The organism is Spongisporangium articulatum (assembly GCF_044465595.1).
In the GTDB taxonomy this organism is placed as follows: Bacteria; Actinomycetota; Actinomycetes; order Actinomycetales; family Kineosporiaceae; genus Spongisporangium; species Spongisporangium articulatum.
Genome location: NZ_JBITLV010000003.1, coordinates 69,953 through 93,253, shown reverse-complemented (window position 1 = coordinate 93,253; position 23,301 = coordinate 69,953). Strand labels below are relative to the sequence as shown.

The 23,301-nt window shown below is 73.1% G+C and carries 21 protein-coding genes; 11 read left to right on the top strand and 10 right to left on the bottom strand.

What is annotated here, in order from left to right; genetic code table 11:
- Window positions 1-2: 2 nt before the first annotated feature.
- From ACIB24_RS10100 to ACIB24_RS10090, 3 genes are all read left to right on the top strand, one after another.
- Window positions 3-1,535, top strand: a complete 1,533-nt coding sequence (locus tag ACIB24_RS10100; RefSeq protein WP_398279058.1) for an FGGY-family carbohydrate kinase — start codon at window positions 3-5, stop codon at window positions 1,533-1,535.
- Window positions 1,536-1,626: 91 nt separating this feature from the next.
- Entirely contained in the window at window positions 1,627-3,375 is a 1,749-nt protein-coding gene (locus tag ACIB24_RS10095; RefSeq protein WP_398279055.1) for a GAF domain-containing sensor histidine kinase, read from the top strand.
- 89 nt (window positions 3,376-3,464) lie between these two features.
- Complete coding sequence (locus ACIB24_RS10090) at window positions 3,465-3,923, top strand: pyridoxamine 5'-phosphate oxidase family protein (RefSeq protein WP_398279052.1); 459 nt, start codon at window positions 3,465-3,467, stop codon at window positions 3,921-3,923.
- A gap of 11 nt (window positions 3,924-3,934) precedes the next feature.
- On the opposite strand, the gene ACIB24_RS10085 is transcribed toward ACIB24_RS10090, so the two are convergent.
- Window positions 3,935-6,505 (bottom strand): cation-translocating P-type ATPase, encoded by a 2,571-nt coding sequence (locus ACIB24_RS10085; protein ID WP_398279049.1) that lies wholly within the window; start codon window positions 6,503-6,505, stop codon window positions 3,935-3,937.
- Between the two features lie 127 nt (window positions 6,506-6,632).
- Here ACIB24_RS10085 and ACIB24_RS10080 point away from each other — a divergent pair, with 127 nt between their 5' ends.
- The 4 genes from ACIB24_RS10080 to pflA all read left to right on the top strand — a co-directional run bounded on the left by ACIB24_RS10080 (window position 6,633) and on the right by pflA (window position 9,474).
- Window positions 6,633-7,535: a universal stress protein gene (locus tag ACIB24_RS10080; protein WP_398279046.1), complete on the top strand. Its 903-nt coding sequence runs from the start codon at window positions 6,633-6,635 to the stop codon at window positions 7,533-7,535.
- Window positions 7,532-8,176, top strand: a complete 645-nt coding sequence (locus ACIB24_RS10075) for a response regulator (RefSeq protein WP_398279043.1) — start codon at window positions 7,532-7,534, stop codon at window positions 8,174-8,176. Before ACIB24_RS10080 ends, ACIB24_RS10075 begins: the two co-directional genes overlap by 4 nt.
- A gap of 72 nt (window positions 8,177-8,248) precedes the next feature.
- The gene (locus ACIB24_RS10070) at window positions 8,249-8,686 is read left to right on the top strand and encodes a DUF1003 domain-containing protein (protein WP_398279040.1); all 438 of its coding nucleotides are present in this window, start codon (window positions 8,249-8,251) and stop codon (window positions 8,684-8,686) included.
- A 116-nt stretch (window positions 8,687-8,802) separates the two neighbouring features.
- Window positions 8,803-9,474: a pyruvate formate-lyase-activating protein gene (gene pflA / locus ACIB24_RS10065; RefSeq protein WP_398280397.1), complete on the top strand. Its 672-nt coding sequence runs from the start codon at window positions 8,803-8,805 to the stop codon at window positions 9,472-9,474.
- A 32-nt stretch (window positions 9,475-9,506) separates the two neighbouring features.
- Here pflA and ACIB24_RS10060 read toward each other — a convergent pair whose 3' ends face one another.
- From ACIB24_RS10060 to ACIB24_RS10025, 8 genes are all read right to left on the bottom strand, one after another.
- Window positions 9,507-10,409 (bottom strand): class I fructose-bisphosphate aldolase, encoded by a 903-nt coding sequence (locus tag ACIB24_RS10060; RefSeq protein ID WP_398279037.1) that lies wholly within the window; start codon window positions 10,407-10,409, stop codon window positions 9,507-9,509.
- Between the two features lie 37 nt (window positions 10,410-10,446).
- Window positions 10,447-11,355, bottom strand: coding sequence for a universal stress protein (locus ACIB24_RS10055; RefSeq protein WP_398279034.1), 909 nt, complete (start codon window positions 11,353-11,355; stop codon window positions 10,447-10,449).
- Window positions 11,352-12,227: a hypothetical protein gene (locus tag ACIB24_RS10050; protein ID WP_398279031.1), complete on the bottom strand. Its 876-nt coding sequence runs from the start codon at window positions 12,225-12,227 to the stop codon at window positions 11,352-11,354. The genes ACIB24_RS10055 and ACIB24_RS10050 overlap by 4 nt, the downstream gene beginning before the upstream one ends.
- On the bottom strand, window positions 12,224-12,664 hold the full coding sequence (locus tag ACIB24_RS10045; RefSeq protein ID WP_398279028.1) for a hypothetical protein: 441 nt from the start codon (window positions 12,662-12,664) through the stop codon (window positions 12,224-12,226). Before ACIB24_RS10045 ends, ACIB24_RS10050 begins: the two co-directional genes overlap by 4 nt.
- A gap of 30 nt (window positions 12,665-12,694) precedes the next feature.
- Window positions 12,695-13,465, bottom strand: a complete 771-nt coding sequence (locus ACIB24_RS10040; protein ID WP_398279025.1) for a 2TM domain-containing protein — start codon at window positions 13,463-13,465, stop codon at window positions 12,695-12,697.
- The gene (gene ppsA / locus ACIB24_RS10035; protein WP_398279022.1) at window positions 13,462-15,795 is read right to left on the bottom strand and encodes a phosphoenolpyruvate synthase; all 2,334 of its coding nucleotides are present in this window, start codon (window positions 15,793-15,795) and stop codon (window positions 13,462-13,464) included. Before ppsA ends, ACIB24_RS10040 begins: the two co-directional genes overlap by 4 nt.
- The gene (locus ACIB24_RS10030; protein WP_398279019.1) at window positions 15,792-16,391 is read right to left on the bottom strand and encodes an Rv1733c family protein; all 600 of its coding nucleotides are present in this window, start codon (window positions 16,389-16,391) and stop codon (window positions 15,792-15,794) included. Before ACIB24_RS10030 ends, ppsA begins: the two co-directional genes overlap by 4 nt.
- A gap of 66 nt (window positions 16,392-16,457) precedes the next feature.
- Window positions 16,458-17,528 carry a histidine kinase gene (locus ACIB24_RS10025; protein ID WP_398279016.1) on the bottom strand — a complete coding sequence of 357 codons (1,071 nt, stop codon included), beginning with the start codon at window positions 17,526-17,528 and terminating at the stop codon, window positions 16,458-16,460.
- A 183-nt stretch (window positions 17,529-17,711) separates the two neighbouring features.
- On the opposite strand from ACIB24_RS10025, the gene ACIB24_RS10020 reads away from it, so the two are divergent.
- From ACIB24_RS10020 to ACIB24_RS10005, 4 genes are all read left to right on the top strand, one after another.
- Window positions 17,712-18,731: a zinc-dependent alcohol dehydrogenase family protein gene (locus ACIB24_RS10020; protein ID WP_398279013.1), complete on the top strand. Its 1,020-nt coding sequence runs from the start codon at window positions 17,712-17,714 to the stop codon at window positions 18,729-18,731.
- 97 nt (window positions 18,732-18,828) lie between these two features.
- Window positions 18,829-19,929, top strand: a complete 1,101-nt coding sequence (gap, locus tag ACIB24_RS10015) for a type I glyceraldehyde-3-phosphate dehydrogenase (RefSeq protein ID WP_398279010.1) — start codon at window positions 18,829-18,831, stop codon at window positions 19,927-19,929.
- Window positions 19,926-22,211, top strand: coding sequence for a formate C-acetyltransferase (gene pflB / locus ACIB24_RS10010; protein ID WP_398279007.1), 2,286 nt, complete (start codon window positions 19,926-19,928; stop codon window positions 22,209-22,211). Before gap ends, pflB begins: the two co-directional genes overlap by 4 nt.
- Before the next feature lie 31 nt (window positions 22,212-22,242).
- Window positions 22,243-22,758 (top strand): universal stress protein, encoded by a 516-nt coding sequence (locus ACIB24_RS10005; protein ID WP_398279004.1) that lies wholly within the window; start codon window positions 22,243-22,245, stop codon window positions 22,756-22,758.
- Window positions 22,759-22,841: 83 nt separating this feature from the next.
- On the opposite strand, the gene ACIB24_RS10000 is transcribed toward ACIB24_RS10005, so the two are convergent.
- The gene (locus ACIB24_RS10000; protein ID WP_398280394.1) at window positions 22,842-23,294 is read right to left on the bottom strand and encodes a pyridoxamine 5'-phosphate oxidase family protein; all 453 of its coding nucleotides are present in this window, start codon (window positions 23,292-23,294) and stop codon (window positions 22,842-22,844) included.
- Between the last annotated feature and the right edge of the window lie 7 nt (window positions 23,295-23,301).

Sequence of the window (23,301 nt, the reverse complement as noted above, 5' to 3'; positions counted from 1 at the left end):
CGATGGATCTGCTGATCGGGATCGACGTCGGGACCGGCTCCTCGAAGGGCGTCCTGACGACGCTCGAGGGTGCCGTGGTGGCCCGCGCCGAAGCCGTCCCGGCGCGGGCGTCCGAGCGGACCGTGATGCCCGCGCCGGGGCACGTCGAGCAGGACGCAGACGCGGTCTGGTGGGACGACGTGCGTGGGCTGCTGCGGGAGCTCACCGTCGCTGCCGGTCGGGCCGGCGGGTCCGTGGCCGGGGTGTGCGTCAGCGGCATCGGCCCGACGGTGCTGCCCGCGGACGCCGCCGGGCGACCGCTGCGCCCGGCGATTCTCTACGGCGTCGACACCCGCGCGGTCGACGAGATCGCCTGGCTGGAGAAGGAACTCGGCGCCGAGGCCATCGTGGCCACCGGCGGCTCGGCGCTCAGCACCCAGTCCGCCGGGCCGAAGGTCCGGTGGCTGCAGACGCACGAGCCGGACGTCTGGGAACGCACCCGTTACCTGTTCATGGCCAACTCCTACGCCGTGTTCCGGTTGACCGGCGCCTACGTGCTCGACCACCACTCGGCCAGCCAGAGCAGCCCGCTGTACGACGTAGGCGCCCGGGCGTGGGTGCCGGAATGGGCCGCGGTCGTCGCGCCGGGGCTGGAACTGCCCGAGTTACGCTGGCCCGGCGATCTCGCCGGCCACGTCACGCCCGCGGCCGCCGCCGAGACCGGTCTGGCCGTGGGTACACCCGTGGCCGTCGGAACGGTGGACGCCTGGGCCGAGGCCGAGAGCGTGGACGTCGCCTCGCCGGGCGAGCTGATGCTGATGTACGGCTCGACGGCCTTCTTCGTCGCTCCGACCGCCGCCCCTGTGCGCCACGCGCCGCTGTGGACGACCGTCGGGGTCCGGCCCGGCGCATACTCGCTGGCCGGGGGGATGGCCTCGACCGGAAGCCTCACGGGGTGGTTCCGCCACCTGACCGACCCGGCGGGCGGTTTCGCCGAGCTGTTCGCCGAGGCGGCAGCGGTGCCCGCCGGCTCGCGAGGACTCCTGACCCTGCCGTACTTCCTCGGTGAGCGGACGCCGGTCAGCGACCCCGAGGCACGCGGAGCGATCCTCGGTCTGACCCTGCGGCACGGACGCGCTGACGTGTTCCGCTCGATCCTCGAGGGCGTCGCCTACGGCATCCGGCAGAACCTGGAGTTCATCGCCGCCAGCGGCACACCCGTCGAACTGATCGTCGCCATCGGCGGCGGCACGACCGGCGATCTGTGGACGCAGATCGTCTCGGACGTCACAGGGCTCGCCCAGCAGGTGCCGCGCGAGCGCAGCGGTGCCTGTTACGGCGACGCCAAACTGGCGGGCGTCGCCATCGGCGCCGTCGACCCGAACCAGCGATGGAACGCGCCCGGGATCACCATCACGCCTCGGGAGTCCGATGCCGACGTGTTGTCCACGGGGTACCGCTTGTACCGAGAGCTGTACCCGGCCACGGCGATGATCCAGCACGGTCTCGCCGAGCTCGAGCGATCGGCCGTCGGAGGTGCTCGTCGACCTGCGTGAGCAGCGTCGCGGGCCCAGAAGATCCGGGTCGACGTGGCCATCGCGTGGGGCGGGGTTTTCCCGAGGCGCGGCAGGGAGGATCATCATCCAGGTGGACGCGACGCCCGGCCCCGAGCCGGAGGACCGCGGGGGAGCACGGCCGGCCCGGCTTACCTTCCCCGAGCTGCAGCGCTTGGAACTGGACGACCTGCTCGGCCAGCTGATCGAGCGGGCCCAGGAGGTGCAGGCCACCCAGGGGAGGTTGCGGGGGCTCCTGCAGGCGACGGGCCTGATCGTGGGCGACCTCGACCTCGAATCGTTGTTACGGCACGTCGTGGAGGCGGCCCGCGAGCTGGTCGGGGCCCGCTACGCGGCGCTGGGTGTCGTGGGCCCGGAGGGAGGCCTGGCGCAGTTCGTGCACGTCGGCATGGACGACGACGCGGTGACCCGGATCGGTCACCTGCCGGAGGGCAAGGGGCTGCTCGGTGCCCTGATCGAGGATCCGCGCCCCATCCGGCTGGAGCGGATCGCCGATGACGACCGCTCGTCGGGTTTCCCGCCCCACCACCCGCCGATGCACAGCTTCCTGGGCGTGCCCATCGAGGCCCGGGGCCGCGTGTTCGGCAATCTCTACCTGGCCGAGAGCGACCGGGGCACCTTCAGCGCGGAGGACGAAGAACTCGCCCGGGCCCTGGCCGCGACCGCGGGCGTGGCGGTCGAGAACGCCCGGCTCTACGAATCGGCCCACCGGCGGGGCGAGTGGTTGCAGGCCAACGCCCTGATCAGCCGGTCGCTCCTGTCGGGGGATCTGGGCCGCGACGAGGTGCTGCGCCTGGTCGCTGAACGCAGCTGTGAACTCGCCGCGGCCGATTTCGTGACGGTCTGCCTGCCGGCCGAGGACGGCGCCGACCGCCTGCACGTGGCGACCGCCGCCGGCGTCGTGCCGGAGGGGGTCGCGGGCCGCCGATTCCCGATCCGGGGTTCACTGAGCGGTCAGGTCTTCGACACGGGCGTGGCCGTGCGCCTGAGCGCGCCGGAGGACTCCGGGCCGGTGCGGCCGTCCACGGGGCCGGACGTCGGACCCACCCTCGTCGTGCCGCTGCTCGGGTCGGAGGGGCCGCTGGGCGTGCTCGGCGCGTTCCGGATGCGGGGCGGTGCTCACTTCACGGCCGAGGACCTGGAGCTGGCCAGCGGCTTCGCGAACCAGGCCGCGATCGCGATCGAGTTGGCCGAGGCGCGGGCCGAGCAGCACCGCGCGGCGATGCTGGACGACCGGGAGCGGATCGCCGCCGACCTGCACGACCTGGTGATCCAGCGCCTCTTCGCCGCGGGCATCAGCCTGGAGGCCGTCGGAGGGCGCCTCGGCGCCGGTGAGACGGCCGACCGGGTCGCGCGGGTGGTCGACGACCTGGACGCCACGATCAGCCAGATCCGGACCACCATCTTCCAGTTGCAGACGACCGCGACGAACGCCCACGGCGTGCGGGCCCGCCTGCTCGACGTCGTCCACGAGGCGCGCGAGGTGCTGGGCTTCGAGCCCGCCCTGCGGTTCTCGGGGTTGCTGGACACCCTGCGCGGGGACGTCGTCGAGGATCTGCTCGCGGTGACGCGCGAGGCGTTGAGCAACACGGCCCGCCACGCTGCGGCGACCGCCGTGGCGGTCGAGGTGAGCAGGACCGCGGGGGTCGTCGTGCTGACGGTGACGGACGACGGGGTGGGCGCAGGGGAGTTCACCGGAGGCAACGGGATGGCGAACCTGCGGCGCCGGGCCGAGAGTCATGGCGGGTCGCTGGTGGTCGAGAGCCCGCCTGGTGACGGTTCCCCGCACGGTACGACCCTGCGGTGGACCGCCCAGTTGTGAACGGGGCCCGAGCCCGGGACCAAAGACTCTGACGGACAGCGGCTCCGAGCCTGCACGGTGGAGGTCTGTCGAGGACCGAGGAACCCACCATGCCCTTTGCCGATCTGCCCGCCGCCGTACCGGCCGGTCAGGAATCGCGCGTCGACGGTCGCGCCGCCGGTGGTGACCGCACGGCGCAGGAACTGAGCCGGGCCGAGTGTCTCCGGCTGCTGCGCACCACGGGTGTCGGGCGTCTGGTCTACACCGACCGCGCGCTGCCGGCCATCATCCCCGTCAACTTCGTCATCACCGATGACCACGTTGTCGTGGCACTCCGTAATGGTTCTCGCGCCGCCCAAGCCGCCAACGGCAACGTCGTGGCCTTCGAGGCAGACCGCATCGACGAGGAGACCCGCACCGGCTGGAGCGTCGTGGTGGTGGGGCCCGGGGTGGCCGAGCGGGTCGGGACGACGGACGTCCTCCTCCGTTCCTGGATCACCGGGGAGCGCGACGTCCGGCTCCTGATCGCCCTGCAGCGGGTGACCGGCCGGCGCCTGCTGTCCGCCTGAACCCTGAACCCTCACCCGGTCCGGCGCAGCCCGGCCAGGGCCACCCCGAGCTGGGCCACGACCGCCGGAGCCGTCGCGGCCCCGAGCGTCAGCCCCCACTGCGCGGCGGTCAGCGGGACGGTGCCGAGCAGCGCCTGCAGAGGCGGCACGTAGAGGCCCGCGACGACGAGGACGGCACTGAGCAGCACCGCCCCCAGCAGCATGGGGTTGCCCCAGGGGCTCAACCGCCAGACCGCCACGTGGTCCGAGCGGGTGCACAGGGCCACGCCGAGCTGTCCGAGAGCCAGGGTGGCGAACAGGACGGACTGCCACGGGCCGCCCCGGGCGTGGGTGAGCCACGCCGCGCAGATGCTGCTCAGAGCGAGAACCGCGGCCAGCACGCCGATCTCGGCCGCCAGACGGTGCCCCAGGAGGGCGGCGTCCGGACGGCGGGGCGGCCGGGCGAGGACGTCCGGCTCACGCCGCTCCTGGCCGATGGCGACGCCGGGCAGGCCGTGGGTCAGGAGGTTGATCCACAGGATCTGGGCGGGCAACAGGGGGAGCGCGAGCCCCAAGAGCGGGCCGGCCAGCATGACCAGGACCTCGGCGATGCCACCGGCCAGACCGTAACGCAGGAAGCGGCGGATGTTGTCGTACACCCGCCGCCCCTCGGCGACCGCGCGCACGATCGTGGCGAGACTGTCGTCGGTGAGCACGATGTCGGCGGCCTCACGAGCGACGTCGGTGCCCCGTCGGCCCATGGCCACCCCGACGTCCGCCGCCCGCAGGGCCGGCGCGTCGTTGACGCCGTCACCGGTCATCGCGACGACGTGGCCGTCCCGCTGCCATCCGGCGACCAGGTCGAGCTTGCCACCGGGGTCGATGCGGGCCCGGACCCGCTCCTCGGGGGCCGGACCGGGCAACGGACCCGACCGGACGTCGTCCAGGACACCGGTCCGCCGGGCCACCGCGGCCGCCGTCCCGGGGTGGTCGCCGGTGACCAGCACCGGGGTGATCCCCGCCTCGCGGCAGGCACGCAGAGCCGGCCCGGCCTCCTCGCGCACCGGGTCGGCGACCGCCAACAGGCCCGTGGTGGTGGGTGGAGCGTCGCCGCTGCGCACGACGACGGCCAGCACCCGTCGTCCCTCCCGGGCCCACCCGGCCGAGACCTCTCGGCCCAGTCGCTCGTCGTCGGCCAGGACGACGTCGGGGGCGCCCTTCGTGATCGTGAACCGGCGGCCGCCCGGGTCGACGTGGACGCTGCTCATGTCGCGGCGCTGCGCGTCGAACGGCACGACCGCGACCCGGGGGCAGGCGGCCCGCGCGCCCACGACCTCGAGTCCAGCCCCGGCCGCACCGGTCACGAGGGCGACCTCGGTCGGGTCGCCACCGCCCTGCAGCTCGGCGTCGCTGCACAGGGTCGCGAGGCGCATGAGCTCGAGGGCCCCTGCGTCGGCGGGGTTTCCGGCCTCCCAGACGCCACCGTCCGGGGTCCACGCCGCCACCAGCCGCATCCGTCCGGTGGTCAGGGTGCCGGTCTTGTCGGTGGCCAGCACCGTCACCGACCCGAGGGCCTCGACCGCCGGCAGCGATCGGACGATCGCGCCGCGCCGGGCCATCCGCCGGGCGCCGGCCGCCAGCGAGAGGGCGACGACGGCGGGCAGCGACTCGGGCACGGCGGCCACCGCGAGGCTGACCGCCGTCACGACGACGAGGCCCCAGTCCTTCCCGGCCGCGAGCTCGAGACCGGCGACCAGGAGGCACGCGAGCGCGACGCCCACGGACAGCTGCCGGCCGAGCCGCCCGAGCCGGCGTTGCAGCGGCGTGGCCGGGCTCGCCGTTCGGTGCAGCAGTTGGGAGAGACCGCCGATCGCCGTCCCGGTGCCCGTCGCCGTCACGACCGCACTGCCCTGCCCGTGCACCACCAGTGTGCCGCCGTGCACCAGGCAGCGGCGCTCGGCCGTCACGGCCGAGACGTCGACCGCGTCGACCGTCCGGGGCGAGGGCAGGGATTCTCCGGTCAGGAGCGATTCGTCGACCTCGAGGTCGTCGGCCGAAAGCAGCCGGGCGTCGGCGGCGACGACGTCGCCCTCGGCGAGCAGCAGCACGTCACCCGGCACCACCTGGGCAGCGGGCAGCTCGACCGGACGCCCGTCGCGACGGACCCTGGCGGTGGGCGCGGCCAACGCCTGGAGCGCCTCGATGTCGCGGCGGGCCCGGCGCGCCTGGGCCGTGCCGATCGCCGTGTTGACGGCGACCACGAGCAGGATCACGACCGTGTCGGCGGCGTCGCGCAGCGCGGCCGTGAGCCCGGCGGCGCCCAGCAGCACGAGGACGAGTGGGTCCCGCAGCTGGCTGAGCACCGTCTCCAGCGGCGAGACGACGGGGCCCGCCGGCACGACGTTGCGGCCGGATCCAGCCAGGCGTTCGACGGCCTCCGGTTCCGTGAGGCCCTCGACCGGGTCACTGTGCAGGGCAGCGACCACGGCCGCGGAGGGAACCGCCCACGGTGACCCCGACGGTTCGGGCGTCACGACGGGGCGCGGAGCGGTCGGGTCCGTGCCCGACGGTGTTCTGGACGGTGATGCTGACGCGCGACCCATGTCGGGGACGCTAAGCGGGCCACGACCTGTCCGGTCAGGGTCTTTGTGCCCTGGTAGCGGCGCCGTCGGGCAGGAAAGGGTGGGCGTGCCGAACGGTTGACGCCGACCCTGAGGAGGAGGGGTCACCATGAGTTCGACGGGTCCGGTCATGGTCGGAGTCGACGGTTCCCCGGCATCGCTGTGCGCCGTCGAGTGGGCCGCCGACGAGGCCGACCGGCGTGGCCTGCCGCTGGAGGTCGTGCACGTGGACCCGCGGGCGACCCGGTACGCCAGCGGCTGGCCCGCCTTCACGCGTTGGGACCGTGGGGCGAGTGCCGACGTCGCCCGGGGCATCCTGGCCGAGGCCGCTCGCGCGGCCGCCGACCGGAGTCCCGGCGTCGAGGTGACCTGCACGACCGTCGCCGAACTCCCGGTGCCGGGCCTCGTGGGGGTGGCCCGGCGGGCCGCCCTGCTGGTGCTCGGCCGCCGCCGGATCGGGGTGGCCGACGCACTGCTGGGGTTCACGGCGCGCAGCGTCGTGGAGCGGGTCTCCTGCCCGGTGATCCTGGTACCGGCCGCGGGCGGGGCGAGCCGACGGGAAACCGGACCCGGGGTCGTGGTGGCCGTCGATCCGGATGAGAACTGCCGTGCGGTGGTCGATTTCGCGTTCGAGGAGGCGTCGAGGCGACAGGTGCCGCTGTCCGCCGTCCACGCCTGGACGGCGTTGAGCCCCGGCCCGGGCCTCCAGGTCCTGGCCGACGACCCGGACCACGCCGGCTTCGAACAGCGGCGGTTGCTGGCGGAGGCCGTGGCCGGTCGGCAGGAACGGTTCCCGGACGTCGCCGTGCGGCACCACGTCGTGCGCGGCCCGGCCCGGCGGGTGGTGCCCGAGGCCGGTGACGGGGCCACCCTGCTCGTGGTGGGAGCCGGGGGCGCGCGGGTTCGGGGCCGGACGGCACTCGGACCCGTCAGCGATGCAGCGATCCGCCGGGCACCGTGCCCGGTGGCCGTCGTCCACGGATCGGACACGACGAGGGGGCCCAGGACGTGATCAAGGTATTCCTGCTCGACGACCACGAGGTCGTGCGTCAGGGACTCACCGCCATGCTGGAGGCCCAGGGCGACATCACCGTCGTGGGGGAGTCGGGGTCGGCGCAGGAGGCGACGCGCCGGATCCCGGCGCTGCGCCCCGACGTGGCGGTGCTCGACAACCGGCTGCCCGACGGCAGCGGCATCGATGTGTGTCGCAGCATCCGCTCGGTCGACCCCCGCATCCGGGCCCTCATCCTGACCTCCTTCTCGGACGACGAGGCGCTGTTCAGCGCCATCCTCGCCGGCGCGTCCGGGTACGTGCTCAAACAGATCCGCGGCGGTGACCTCGTCGACGCGGTCCGGCGGGTCGCAGCCGGGCAGAGCCTGCTCGACCCGGCCGTCACGGAACAGGTGCTGGAACGGATCCGTCACGGCGGTGACGACGACCCGGAGGAACTGGCGACGCTGACCCCGCAGGAGCGGCGGATCTTCGAGCTGATCGCGGAGGGTCTGACGAACCGGCAGATCGGCGAACAGATGCACCTCGCCGAGAAGACCATCAAGAACTACGTCTCGAACCTGCTCGCGAAGCTGGGGCTCGAACGACGCACCCAGGCGGCGGTGCTGGCCAACAAGCTCCTGACCCGTTCCCACCCCTGACGCTACGTGGTCCCCGCAGGTGCGGACCTTCGTCCCTGTCGGGGCGAGCAGGTCTGCGTCCACCCTGTTCCCATGAGCGAGCAGTCGCGGCGTCGCCCGGGCCAGCATCCGGTCGTCCGGTCCATGTCGGCGGCACGCACCGCCGACGCCCAGCTACGGCTCGCCGACCGGATCACCGCGTTCGCGGGCTCCATGCCGTTCGTCTACGTGCACGTCGTCTGGTTCGCGACCTGGATGCTCCTGGTCGAGCACGACCCCTGGCCGAAGCTGACCCTCGTGGTGTCGCTCGAGGCGATCTTCCTGTCCACGTTCGTGATGATCGGCCAGAACCGGCAGGCGGCCTTCCAGCAGGCCAAGGCCGATCACGAGTTCGTCGAGCAGGAACTCGAACTGAAGCTGAACACCGAGATCACCCGGGCCGTCCACCAGCTCGCCCTCGACCTGCACCGCAGCCTGCTCGAGCATCGGGACGAGCCGGACGCCCTGACCGCGACAGGGGACCGCTCGTGACGCTCATACCGCTCAACGATCCCGTCCCCGTGCCCGTCGACGACGACCGGCAGGGGTGCGCCGTCACCGGCTACGTCCACTCGTGGGACGTCTCGCACGGTGTGGACGGGCCCGGGATGCGCCTGTCGGTCTTCCTGGCCGGCTGCCCGCTGCGCTGCCAGTACTGCGAGAACCCGGACACGTGGCTGCCCTCCGGCGGGCGGCTGACCCCGCTCGGGGAGGTGGCCGAGCGGTTGTGGCGCTACCGGGACATGCTCGCCGCCACCGGCGGCGGCCTCACGGTCACCGGCGGCGAACCGCTCGCCCAGCCGGCCTTCACCGCGGCCCTCCTGCACCGGGCCCGGGCGCTGGGTCTGCACACGGCCGTCGACACGTCGGGCTTCCTCGGGGCGCTGGCCTCCGACCAGTTGCTGCTCGACACCGACCTGGTCCTGCTCGACATCAAGTCGTCGGACCCGGACCTGTACCGCCGGGTGACGGGCCAGGACCTGGCCCCGACCCTGCGGTTCGCCCACCGGCTGGCCGAGCTGGGCCGCCCCGCCTGGGTCCGGTTCGTGCTCGTGCCCGGGCTCACGGACGGCGAGGCGAACGTCGAGGGCGTGGCCGACATCGTCGCCGGCCTGCCCAACGTGGAGCGGGTCGACGTCCTGGGTTACCACCGGCTGGGGGTGCCCAAGTACGCGGCGCTGGGTCTGCCCTACCGGTTGGCGAAGACGCCGCAGCCCACCCCCGCGGAGCTGGACCGGGCCCGGGAGATCTTCCGGGCCCGCGGTCTGCGCACCACCTGAGCGCCGCCACCGACCGGGGCCTTCACCGGTGCTCACCGGGAGCGGGCCGGCACCGGGAACTTCTCGAGGATGCCGCGCAGCCGCTCGACGAAACGCAGGCTCTCGTCGTGCTCCCGCTGCCAGACGTTGCGGCCGAAGATCAGGCCGGTGGCCCCGGCCTCCATCGACTGCCGGGCCTTCTCGAGCATCGCCTCGTCCCCGGCCCGCGTGCCACCGGAGACCAGCAGCATGGTCCGGTTCGCGGAGCGGACGACCGCGTCGATGGCCTGCCGTGCGCTGAACCCGGTGTCGTACTCGGCCTTGACGTGTTCCCGCTTCTCGGGGTGCGGGAAGTTCACCTTGACGACGTCCGCACCGAGTTCCGAGGCGGTGCGGGCCGCGTAGTCGACTGCGTAGAACGAGTCCTTGCCGCCCTTGGCCTCGATCGCCGAACCGCGGGGGTAGGCCCAGACGATGAGGGGCATGCCCAACCGACGAGCGTCAGCCCGGACCTGGCGGTACTGGGCGAAATCGCTCTCCACGGCGGGCGTTCCGACGTACAACGTGTAGCCGACGGCGTGCGCGCCGAGCCGGACCGCGTCCTCCACGCTCGCGTGCAGTGGTGACAGCGCCTCGCCGTCGGGCGGGATGTCGGTCTTGCCGTTCAACTTCAGGACGAGCGGGATCTCGCCCGCGTACTCCGCGAAGAACTTCTCGGCCAGGCCGATCTGGAGGACGACGCCGTTGAAGCCGCCCTCGACGGCCAGGTCGAGCACGTAGCGCGGGTCCGAGGCGGCCGGATTGGCGAAGAAGTCCCGCGGTCCGTGTTCCAGGCCCTGGTCGTAGGGCAGGAAGATCGCCGTGCCGTTGCGTAGGCCGTTGCGGTACAGGATGTCGTGCAGGCGGGCCTGTTTTCCGGTGTCCAGCCCCACCTGGTCGATGGCTGCTCTCGTCATGGTCGTCACCTCTGGGTACGGATCTGAGGGCGTCCCGTCAGCGGACGACGGCGACGGGGCAGGGTGCGATGTGCAGCAACCCGTGGCTGACGGAGCCGAGCACCAGTCCCGTGAACGCTCCGCGACCTCGGCTGCCGACGACGAGGAGGGCCGCGGCGTGTGCGGCGCGGGCGAGCCCGAGGGCCGGACGCCCGTGGGTGGTCTCGGCGTCCACGGCCAGATCGGGGTGCCGTTCGCGCGCCGCCTGCGCAGCGGCCACGATCACCGACTGGGCCTCGGCCCGGATCGCCTCGTCGGACGACCAGTCGTCGAGGTGGTCGCGGTGCGGTGCGACGTCGGACCACCCGGGAGCGAAGAACTCCGGGTAGACGGCGACGACGGCGAGTCGGGCGCCGGCTCGCGCCGCGACATCGGCCGCGAACCGGACGGCTCGCATCGAGGCCTCCGAACCGTCGACGCCGACCAGTACCGGCCGGTCCGGACCGAGCGGCCGGTCGTGCTCGCCGCGCACGACGACCACGGGGCAGGCGGCATGGGCGGCCACCGCGTAGGCCGTCGAGGCGAGGACCAGGGCTTCGAGCTCGTTCGGCCCGCGGGTGCCGAGAACGAGAAGCTGGGCCTGCTTCGACCGCTCGGTCAGCGTCGTGACCGGGCCGGCGATCACGTCGTGCGTGGCCACCTCGAGGCCGGGGGCCGTCTCGAGCGCGAGTTCGCGGGCGGCGTCCAGCAGTGCCTGCCGTTCCTTCTCGAAGACGGCGTCGGGGTACGGCCCGGTGCCCAAGGGGCCGGCGACGAACGCGTACTGGGCGGCGTGGACGACGTCCAGACGTACCCCGCGCTGCCGGGCCTCGCCGGCGGCCCACGCGACGGCGCGGCCGGCGCTCGCGGAGCCGTCGTACCCGACGACGACCGGTCGGGTGTCCGCGGCATTGCTGTTCTCGGTCATGGTGTTCCTCCGATGAGGTCGGTGCGGGCTCGGGTGAACACGCGCAGGTAGGTGATCAGGGCGACCAGGGTCAGGGCGGCCAGGACCAGGAAGGGCGCGACCATCGACGACGCCACGACCGGGGAGCTCGGGTCCGCGCGGGAGCCGAACCACTGGTCCACCGCGACCGACACGCCCTCGAGGGTCCACATCGCCAGGTACGCGCCGCCCAGGACCACACCCCACGGACGGGACCGCCAGAGCAGGACGACGGTCAGCACGCCCAGCGGCAACCAGAACGAGAAGTCCTGCACGTAGATGGGGTTCGTCGTCAGTCCGGTCCCGACCAGGAACTGCGGGGCGTCGGCGTGCGCCAGCCCGGGGACGACGTCCGACAGCCAGATCGCGGTATTCGCGACCACGAGCACCCCGAGGAACGCAGCGAGGCCTCGAGCAGCGCCCGGCGAACGCCAGCGGTCCGCAACGGCTTTCGTGTCCACCGAGGCGGTCAGGGTGACGAGCGCCGCCAGGGTCAGCGCCGTCATGCTGGTGTACAGCAGGAACAGCTCGTTGAACGGGGTGGCGAACAGGAACAGCACGCACTGGTAGAGCACGTAGCCCAGCACCCCCAACCACACCGGTCGCAGCCACGCGACGGCGGGGGTCCTCGTCGCGACCAGGACGAGACAGGGCAGCCCGAGCAGCAGCAGCACGAGGGCCGTGCCCCGGGCTGAGCCGTTCATGGCCGGGTTGCCGTGCAGGAGAGAGGGCCGCACGAGCGTCAGGGCCGCCGCCGGGGCGGCGGGCGCCACCAGGGCCAGGCTCAGCCAGGACGGCGCCCGCCCCGCCCGCGGCCGGGCCCGGCGGTCCTCGTGGAGATGTAGCTGACTCATCGCCACGACCTCCCGCGCACCAGATCCCGGCCGGAGAGGCGTGCGACGGGGCCGAGGGCCGGTTCCGTCCGGTGCGCCCACAGCGCCAGGGCCATGACCAGCAGGCCGAAACCGAGCATGACCGGCTGGAGCACGTGGTAGAGCTGGAACACGTACAGCTGTGCGGCGATCCAGGCCACCTGAGCGCCGCCCGCGGCCAGTGAGGCGGGCGCGGCCCAGGGTGAGGCGCGCAGCTCCAGCACCGCCGCGACCGTCATGGGGGCCGCGACGACGAGCAGCAGCAGGACGCCGGGCCACAGCCATGAGTGGAACGGCGAGCCGGCCAGCCAGGAGTCGAGCATCCCCAGCCGGTTGTCCCAGGCCAGGCCGACCCCGCCGTAGACGGCGGCCGCGGCGACCAGGAGCTCGATCGCGGCCAGTACCCGGTTCCAACGCATCGTCGACACCTCTCCGTCTCCGGCCGCGACTCAGCGCCGGGCGATCCGGGCCATCTCGGCCTGGACCTGGGCCTCGGACGGGCCGGGTGAGTAGACGTCCCAGGCGTTGAAGGCCACCCCGATACCCCAGCCGAAGAGCGGGAAGACGGGCCAGAAGAAGGTGTGGGGGGTCGCGGTGGCCCAGATGACGATCAGCAGGGCGTTCACCATCACGTAGGCCAGGAGGTGGCCCTGGAAGTCACGCTTCTTCTTCAACCGGGCCAGGGCGGCCCGGCGGAGCTGGTCCTCGGGCGACTCGGGGGTCGGCGTGGGGGCTTCGTCGCTCATGGTCGTACCTTCCGAGAGATGGTGTGAGTCAATGGTTTGGGGGTGCCGACCGGGGGAGACCAGCTGGCCGAGGCTCGTCAGGAAACCGATCGCCGAACCCGCGACGCCGATCACCAGCAGGACGACGACCACGCCTCTCCACGGCTGGTCGAGGTCGAACGGGAAGACCGCGAGGATGCGCGCCGAGCCCATTGCCCCGATGACGGAGGTGACCAGCCCGCACAGGGCCTTGAACCGGCGTCCGTCGTGCGCGATCCACAGCAGGTTGGTCACGACGCCCGCCACGAGGCCGGCGTCGACCCAGCCGATGACCCGCTCCGTGTCGGCGGTGAGGAACGGGACGGCGTCCCAGCCCGGGTTCACCTCCACGAGGTACAGCAGGACCGCGTTGATCAGCGCGCCGACGACGTACCCGCCGCGCCGGGCGGCGGCCCCGCCGGCTGGGTCGGCCCGGTCGGCCCGGTCGGTGCTCACGGCCGGCTCCCGGCCCGGGCCGCCTCCAGGAGGACGGCGCGTTCGGCGGCGGCGATCGCGCGCCGGGTCGCGGGCACCGCGTCCGGGTTCACCGAGATCGACGTGATGCCTTCCCGGACGAGGAATTCCGCGAAACGGGGGTCGTTCGACGGCGCCTGGCCGCACAGCGACGAGGTCAGCCCGTGGTCGTGGCAGGCGTGGATGATCCGGCTGATCGTGTCGAGCACCGCGGGATCGGCGGTGTCGAAGAGTTCCTGGCACGTCTCGGAGTCACGGTCGACCCCGAGCACCAACTGGGTGAGGTCGTTGGAACCGATCGAGACGCCGTCGATGCCCAGGGCGGCGTACGTCGGCAGCCAGTAGGCCACCGACGGCACCTCCGCCATCACCCACCGCTTGAGGCCGCGACGGCGTCCCAGGGGGCTGGCGTCGATCAGCGCCAGGCACGCCTCCAGCTCCCAGCGGGTGCGCACGAACGGGATCATCAGCTGGAGGTTCGGCGTCTCCTCGTGCACGCGCGCGAGGGCGGCCAGCTCCAGCTGGAAGACCTCCGGGTCGCGCACGTAGCGGTAGCAGCCGCGGTAGCCGATCATCGGATTGGCCTCGGCCGGTTCGTAGGCCTCGCCACCGGCCAGGCCACGGAACTCGTTGCTGCGGAAGTCGGTCGTGCGGTAGACGACGGGCCGCGGCGCGAACGGTCGGGTGATCCGCAGCAGCTGCGCCGCCAGGCGTTCCACGAACTCGTCGCCGTGCCCGTCGGCCAGCAGCTGCTTCGGGTGCCGTCCGCCCAGGGCGTCCGTCAGCATGAACTCGGCCCGCACCAGCCCCACGCCGTCCACGGGCTGGGCGGCCACCTCCTCGGCGTGGTCGGCCATCGCCAGGTTCACATACAACCGGGTGGCCGTGGCCTGGACCGCGGGCTCGCCCGTCCGTCCGGCGTCCGGCGTCCCCGCGGCGACCGCGGCGACCGTGGCCGACGCCGGGGCGACCGGTGCCCGCCCGGCCTCGACGAAGCCGCGGCGCCCGTCGACGGTGACCTCCTGACCGTCGTGCAGGACGTGAGTGGCGGTGCGGGTCCCGACCACGCAGGGCACGCCGAGTTCGCGGCTGACGATGGCGGCGTGGCACGTGCTGCCTCCCCCGTCGGTGACCAGCGCGGCGGCCCGTCGCATGATCGGCAGCCAGTCGGGAGAGGTCATGGGGGCGACGAGGATCTCGCCGTCCTGGAAGCGCACGGCCTGTTCCAGGGACGTGAGCACCCGCACCCGACCGGACGCGGTGCCCGGGGAGGCGCCCTGCCCGGCGACCAGGCGGTAACGCGGGGCGGCCTCGGCCGGGGTCTCGGGCCGCCCGTCCAACGTGGTGATCGGCCGGGACTGGACCAGGTAGGTGCGCCCGCCCTCGATCGCCCACTCCATGTCCTGCGGCGCGCCGTAGTGCTGCTCGACGCGCAGGGCGAGCCGGGCCAGGTCGACGGCCTCCTCGTCGCTCAGGACACGGCGGGTGGCGGTGTCGGGGTCGAGCTCCTCACGCACGTCGGCGCCGCTGGGACCCGCGACGATGCGGTGCGTCTTGTACCCGATCCGGACCTCGAGGAGCCGGGGCCCGGACTTGTCGAGAACGTAGGTGTCCGGGACGAGTTGACCGCCGACCACGACCTCGCCCAGGCCGAAGGCGCCCTCGACGACCACGTGGCCCCGGTCACCGGTCGCCGGGTCGGCCGAGAACATCACGCCCGACCGTTCGGAGTGGACCATCCGCTGGACGACGACGGCCACGGCGGGTTCGTCGGCGACCCCCTGGCTCGCGCGGTACGCGATCACCCGGGCCCCGTAGGCCGACGCCCAGCACTCGCGCAGCATGGCCAGCAGGGCGGCCTCGCCGCGGACGTCGGTGAACGTCTCGTTCATGCCGGCGAACGACGTCCCGCCGGTGTCCTCACCGGTGGCCGAGGACCGGACGGCGACGTCGGGCGCGCCCAGCTCCCGGTACTGGGCGAGGACGGCCGCCTCGAGGTCCGACGGCAGCGCGACCGCCCGGATGCGGGCCTGGAGGCCCCGGGCCAGGGCGTCGAGCGCGGCGGGGTCGTCCAGCGGTGGGGCGGCGGCGTCGTCCAGCAGACCACGCCGGATCCCCGCCTCGTCGAGGGTGCGCAGGTAGGCGCCCGCGGTGACGACGAACCCGGGCGGCACGGGGAAACCCGCCCGCGTGAGTTCACCGAGGTTGGCGCCCTTGCCGCCCGCGACCGAGGTGTCGTGCACCCCGAGCTCGGCGAAGGTGCGGACCAGCTCTGCGGTGGGTGCGGTCCGGGAGGTTGCTGTCGTGGTCATGACTGCTCCGGGGGTCGGTGGGAGGACGGGGCGCGGTTGAAGCGGCGCCACTCCGCGTCGAGCGCGCGGTGCCGGCCCCGGTCCAGGAAGCGGTTCGTGGCCCGAGCCGCCAGCACCAGTGCGCCCAGCGCCAGGGCCGCGACCCCGAGCCCGGCGGCGGTCGCGGTGACGGCCACGTCGCCCGCGCTCTGCGGCGTCACGGCCGGCTCACCGGTGGCGTCGAGCCAGACGGTGAGGTGGTCACCGATCCGGGTGTCGCCGGGCACCCAGGCGTCGTACGTGCGGCGACGGCCCGAGGCGTCGATCCAGGTGAGCACCCGGTCGCGCGCCCACTGGGCCGTGGACGGGTTGGCGATGACCGTGGCGTCCACCCGGTGCAGCGCGGCGCGTTGCGAGTCGGCGCGGGCGCCCAGTTGGCGGAAGGCCAGCATGGCCACCATCAGCGCCAGCACCACCGCGACCAGGCCGAGTACGGTGAGCATCAGCAGCACGGCCGCCTCGACCCGGTCGCTGCTGCGGCGCAACGGGTTTCGCCCGACGGCGTAGTGCACCCGCAGTGCGCCGCGAGCTCGCTCGAGCAGGTGGCCGGTTCTCATGGTCCGATTCCACCCGGCCCGGGCGGCTCGTCACAGTGGCCTAGTGCCCGGCTTCCGGGACCTTGGTCATGGAGTCCTGGCGGAGACCGGCTGGCTCAGCCGGATCACGATGTCGCGCAGTTTCAGCACGCTGGCCTCCACGACCCCGAGGACGCGGTCGAGGCGCCCCCGCAGGTCATCGCTCGCCGGCTGCGCCGACAGCTCGTAGCTCAGGGCGATCAGGTCCTGCATCACGGTGTCGTTCAGGTCCCGGGCGATGCGGTGCCGCTCCTGCAGCACCGCGAGTTGCTCCTGGTCGACCAGCGCGTCACCCAGTTCCACCGCGAGTCCCGCCTGCCGGGCCAGTCCCGACAGGACGTCCACCTCGTCCGTGGCCAGAGGCTGCGCGACCTCGCGCGTCACCAGCAGCACTCCGTGCGTGCGCGGATGCTCGCTGAGCCACACCGCGACGGTCTCGGCCGGCGGCCGCCTGGATGCGAAGTCCATCAGTTCCTGCTCGCGCAACCGGTCCGCGTCCAACAGCCGCCGGACCCGGTCGTGGCCGACGTGTCGCGAACCCGACCCGGCCGACCACGGGCCGGCCACCGCGAGCGGCACGAGCAGACCGTCGTCGGGCACGGGCAGCCCCACGAAGACGTCCACCGCCTCGAACGTGGCCGCCACATCGTCGACCAGGGTCCGGTAGACCTCGGCGGTGTCCCCGCCCGACAGCACACTGGTGGCCAGCCGGGCCGCCGACTCCGCGGTGGCGGCGCGTTGCCCGCGCATGCGCTGGGCCTCGTGGTCGGCCGTCGCGTCCAGGACGTGGACGAGGACGAGGACGTCGCGGCCCGTGTCCCGGGGCACGTCCAACACAGCGTGCCAGGTCCGCAGCCAGCGGACGCGCCCATCCGGATGCCGGTACGGGAACGGGTCTTTCAACGACCCCGCCAACCGTCGCAGGTCCTCGGACGGCAGGCTCTGCACGGGCCGCCCGAGCGTCGACTCCAGCGCCGCGTTGGCCTGGACGACGACGGGTGGGCCGCCGTCCTGGCGCAGCAGGACCATCCCCGTCGGCGACTGCTCGAAGGCCGCCGCCAGCAGTTCCTGGCTGACGGCCAGACGGGCCTCGAAGCCGATGTCGTCAGACGCGGTCATCGCGCACCTCGCCTCCACACCTCCGGGGATGCCCGCGGTCGCGGCCGAAAGCGTGAGTCAACGCTCGGGGCGGGCCCGGCGACGCACCAGGGGCATGGTGTCCTCCCCCAGGGGACCAAAGACCCGGGCGCCCGGTACCGCCGGCGCCTGGCCGCCGGTCGGCGCGCGGGTGAGACTCGAGACATGAAGGCATGGGTGGTGGACAGGTCGCGCCCCGGCGCGGCCCGGGCCGGCGGGGTCGAGGCTCTGGAGCCGGTGGACCTGCCGGAGCCGGCTCCCGGCCCGGGCGAGGTAAGGGTACGGGTACTGGCCTGCGGTGTCTGCCGCACCGATCTGCACCTCGTCCAGGGCGATCTCGCACCGCGCCGGCCACGCACGGTCCCCGGTCACGAGGTGGTCGGGATCGTCGACGCGGTGGGGCCGGGGGCCACGCGGTTCGCGATGGGTGACCGGCTCGGCATCGCCTGGTTGCGCGGCACCTGCGGCCGGTGCCGCTGGTGCCGGAGCGGGCGCGAGAACCTCTGTGCGGCAGCTGTGTTCACCGGTTGGGACGCCGACGGGGGTTTCGGCGAGTACGCAGTCGTGCCCGAGGCCTTCGCCTATCGGCTCCCGGCGGAGCTGGACGACGTGACCGCCGCCCCGCTGCTGTGTGCCGGCATCGTGGGCTACCGGGCCCTGAAACGCGCCGAGCTCCCGCCGGGCGGGCGGTTGGGCATCTACGGGTTCGGTGCCTCGGCGCACGTCGTGGCCCAGGTGGCGCTCGCCCAGGGGGCGACCGTGCACGTGTGCACCCGGGGCGGCGCCGCGCGCGAACTGGCCCTCCAGCTCGGTGCGGCCTCCGCGGGCGACGCGTACGCCGTCCCGCCGGAACCGCTCGACAGCGCGATCGTGTTCGCGCCGGCCGGGGAACTCGTGCCGGTGGCGTTGCGGGCGCTGGACCGCGGCGGCGTCCTGAGCCTGGCCGGCATCCACCTCAGCGACGTACCGGTCCTCAACTACGAGCGGGAGCTCTTCTACGAGAAGGAGGTCCGCAGCGTGACGGCGAACACCCGCGCCGACGGCGAGGAGTTCCTACGGCTCGCCGCCGCGCTCGACGTCCGGCCGAGAGTCCTCACCCGCCCGATGTCCGCGGCGGCCGAGACGCTGCGCGACCTGGACGCCGGGGCCTACGCCGGCGCGGCGGTGCTGGTGACCGACGGCTGATCGGCGGGAGGCCCGCGAACCCGGGCCCTTGGTCCCTGGTCGGCCGCCACTGCGGCGGGGAGGCTCCCGGTAGGACGACGGCCGGAGGGCGGAGCTCATGACCTACCGAGTGGCGATCAACGGGTTCGGGCGCATCGGTCGCAACGTCCTGCGGGCCGGTCTCCACCGCGGACTGCTGGAGGACGGCGTCGAGATCGTGGCCGTCAACGACCTGTGGCCGGTACCGGCTCTGGCCGAACTGCTGCGGTGGGACTCGACCTTCGGGCGGCCGCCCGCCGAGGTGGACGTCGTCGACGGCGGTCTGTCGGTGGCCGGGCACCGCATCCCGGTCTCCGCCGAACGCGACCCCGCCCGCCTGCCGTGGACGGAGCTGGACGTCGACCTGGTGATCGAGTCCACCGGGCGGTTCCGCACCCGAGCGGCGGCCGCCGCGCACCTGCAGGCCGGTGCCGACAAGGTGCTGATCTCCGCCCCCGGCAAGGGGGTCGATGCCACCGTCGTGCTCGGGGTGAGCGACGACCTGGGTGTCGACCCGCGCTGCGAGATCGTCTCGGCGGCGTCGTGTACGACCAACTGCGTGGCCCCCATGATCGACGTGCTGCACCGGGGGTTCGGTGTCCGGCACGGGTTCCTGACCACCGTGCACGCCTACACGAACGACCAGTCCCTGCTCGACGGCCCGCACAAGGACCCGCGCCGCGCCCGGTCCGCCGCCGTGAACATGATCCCGACCAGCACGGGCGCGGCGAAGGCGGTCGGGGAGGTGATCCCGGCCCTCGCCGGTCGGCTGGGCGGCGTCGCCGTCCGGGTGCCGGTCGAGAACGGGTCGATCACCGACCTGACCGTGCAGCTCGAACGAGACGTGTCGGTACGCGAGGTGAACGAGGCGTTCGAGCAGGCGGCGCACCTGAGGCTGTCGGGGATCCTGCGCTGCAGCCACGACCCCCTGGTCTCCCGGGACGTGATCGGGGACAGCGTCTCGTGCATCGTCGACAGCGCCCTGACCCAGGTCGACGGGGACTTGGTCAAGGTCTTCGGTTGGTACGACAACGAGTGGGGTTACACCAACCGGTTGCTGGACCTCGTCGAGATCTACGCCGACGTGCTGGACGAACCGCGGCTCGGCACCGAGACCGAACCGCTCGAGACGGCTGAGGCGCCTGAGGCGCCTGAGGCGGAAGCGGCGGCCCAGTCATGACCGCCGTCGCGAGCCGGCCGGGTCCCGGACCGGCGCCCGAGTGGCCCGGGACCGGCGACGCAGGGTGGGCCGGCTTCCGCCCCGGACCGTGGTGCGACGGCATCGACGTGGCCGACTTCATCCGGCGCAACGTCACGCCGTACACGGGTGAGCCCACGTTCCTCGTAGGGCCCACGAAGCGCACCGAACGGGTCCACGACGCCTACCGGCGCCTGCGGGCGGACGAGCAGGAACACGGCGTCCTCGACGTCGACACCGCGACGCCCTCGAGTATCACCTCGCACCGGCCGGGGTACCTGCTGCGCGGGGACGAGTTGATCGTCGGCTTGCAGACCGACGCCCCGTTGCAACGGGCGATCATGCCGCGTGGAGGCCTGCGTATGGTCGAAACGTCTCTGCGAGCATATGGTTTCGAGCCGGACCCCCGGGTGGTCGAGATCTTCACCCGGTACCGCAAGACCCACAACGACGGTGTCTTCGACGCCTACACGCCGCGGATCCGGGCCGCCCGCCGGTCCGGCATCCTCACCGGTCTCCCTGACGCCTACGGCCGCGGGCGCATCATCGGCGACTACCGCCGGGTGGCGCTGTACGGTGTCGACGCGCTGCGGGCGGCGAAGGCGGCCGAGCGCCGGGCCCTCGACGAGCAGGCGTCCACGCCGGACGTCGTGCGTGATCGGGAGGAGCTCGCCGAACAGGTCCGCGCCCTCGACGAACTGGTCGAGATGGCGGCTGAGTACGGGTTCGACGTGCGCCGCCCGGCCGCCACCGCTCAGGAGGCCGTCCAGTGGCTGTACCTGGCCTACCTGGCGGCGGTGAAGGAGCAGAACGGCGCCGCCATGTCGCTGGGGCGGACGTCGACCTTCCTCGACGTCTACCTGCAGCGGGATCTCGACGCGGGCCGGATCACCGAGGAGCGGGCCCAGGAGCTGGTCGACGACCTCGTGCTGAAGCTGCGGATGGTCCGGTTCCTGCGCACCCCCGAGTACGACGCGCTGTTCTCCGGAGACCCGACGTGGGTGACCGAGAGCATCGGTGGCCTCGCGCTGGACGGCACGCCGTTGGTGACGCGCAGTTCGTACCGGTTCCTGCAGACGCTCTACAACCTCGGCCCCGCGCCCGAGCCCAACCTCACGGTGCTGTGGTCTCCCGACCTGCCGGCCCCCTTCCGGCGCTTCTGCGCCCGGGTCTCGATCGACACCAGCGCGATCCAGTACATCAGCGACGAACTCCTGCGCCCGCGCTACGGCGACGACACCGCCATCGCGTGCTGCGTCTCCGCCACCCCGGTGGGCCGCAGCATGCAGTTCTTCGGGGCGCGGGCCAACCTCGCGAAGGCGTTGCTCTACGCGATCAACGGGGGCCGTGACGAGCTGACCGGCGAGCAGGTCGGGCCCGCGGCGCCGCCGGTCACGGGGGAGGTCCTCGAGTACGACGAGGTCGTCGACCGCCTGCTGCCGATGCTCGACTGGCTGGCCGAGACCTACGTCGAGGCGCTGAACGTCATCCACCAGATGCACGACAAGTACGCCTACGAGCGCATCCAGATGGCCCTGCACGACCACCCCGTGGAGCGGACGATGGCCTGCGGGATCGCGGGGTTGTCGGTCGTCGTCGACTCGCTGTCGGCAATCCGGTCGGCCCGGGTCCGGCCGGTGCGGGACGCCACGGGGCTGGTCGTCGACTACGAGGTGGACGGCGCGTTCCCGACGTTCGGCAACGACGACCCGGAAGTCGACGAGCTCGCCGCCCGGCTCGTGCACGAGTTCGTCACCCGGCTGCGCCGGCAGCCCACCTACCGGGACGCCGAGCCCACCCTGTCCGTCCTGACCATCACGTCGAACGTGGTGTACGGGAACGCGACGGGCAACACCCCCGACGGCCGCCGGGCGGGCGAACCCTTCGCGCCGGGGGCCAACCCGATGAACGGGCGCGACACCCACGGGTTGATCCCGGCGGCCCGCAGCGTCGCCGCGATCGACTACGACGACGCCCGCGACGGCATCTCCCTGACGACCTCCGTGGTGCCGACCGCGCTGGGCCGCACGCCGGAGGAGCGCGTGGACAACCTGGTGAACATCCTCGACGAGTTCGTCCGGTTCCGCGGCTTCCACCTCAACGTGAACGTCCTGCGCCGGGAGACGTTGCTGGACGCCATGTCCCATCCCGAGCGGTACCCGGACCTGACCATCCGGGTGTCGGGCTACGCCGTGAACTTCGTGAAGCTCACCCCCGAGCAGCAGCGGGACGTCGTCTCGCGCACCTTCCACACCCGCGCCTGAGGGCGCGGTCGACCCACCCCGAGGAGAGATGATGAGTACGACCAGAAGCGGTGCGACGCCGGGGATCATCGTCGTCGGCCTGGACGGCGGCGAGCACGGCGACGACGCCCTGCGATTCGCCCTCGACGAGGCGGCTCGCACCGGTGACACGGTGGAGGTGATCACCACCTGGGAGGTGCCGGCCGAGCTGTCACCTCTGACCGTCCTGGAGGGCGCGGTCAGCCTCGACGGTCTGGAGGCGGAGGCCCGGGAACGGCAGGACGCCGCCGTGGCCCGGGTCCGGGCCGGCCGACCGGAGACGGAGATCTCCGCCCGGCTGATGCGCGGCGACGCCGGGGTTCTGCTGGTCCAGGCAGCGCGCAACGCGCGGTTGCTGGTGGTCGGCAGCCGGGGTCTGGGGCCTTTCCGCGCGGTGATGCTGGGCTCGGTCGGCCAGTACTGCGCACGGCACGCCGTGTGCCCGGTGGTCGTCGTGCCCAGCCACCCCGGGGCCGCGACCGAGAAGGCGCACGCCCGGTCGGCGCAGGTGGCTCTGACGGACTCCTGAGCGGACGGGCTCCCGAGCGGCCACGCGGAGGGGACGGCGGCGGCATCCGGGCGCGCACCCGGGGCCGCCGCCGGTGCGGCGTCCTACTCCAGTCCGCTCGGCCACGTCCTGTGCAGGGGCGACGCCGAGGCCGTGGGGGCGGCGCGGGTGAACCGGCGGCCGTGGACCTCGTCCGGCTCGAGCCGGATCAGCAGGTTCTTGGGGCCGGCCTGCCACGGGAAGATCGGCAGCCCGGCGCCGGCGACCAGTTCGTGCAGATTGCGGACCTGAATGCAGCGTCCCTTGACGGTCACGCTCCACGCCCGGTCCACGTCGCGGGTGTAGCCGTCCACCTGGAACGCGACGACGCCCGCGGCCGTGGCCGCCGCGACCAGGGAGTCCGGTGCCGTACGGAACACCAGGGAGCCGTGGTCGACGACATGGTTGACGGGCAGGACGTGGGGACGCTCGTCGACCCACAGCACGAGCCGCCCGTAGGGGGCCTCGCGCACGAGTCGCCAGCACTCCGCCGTCCCCAGGTGTTCGACCTCGTGCATCTCCACC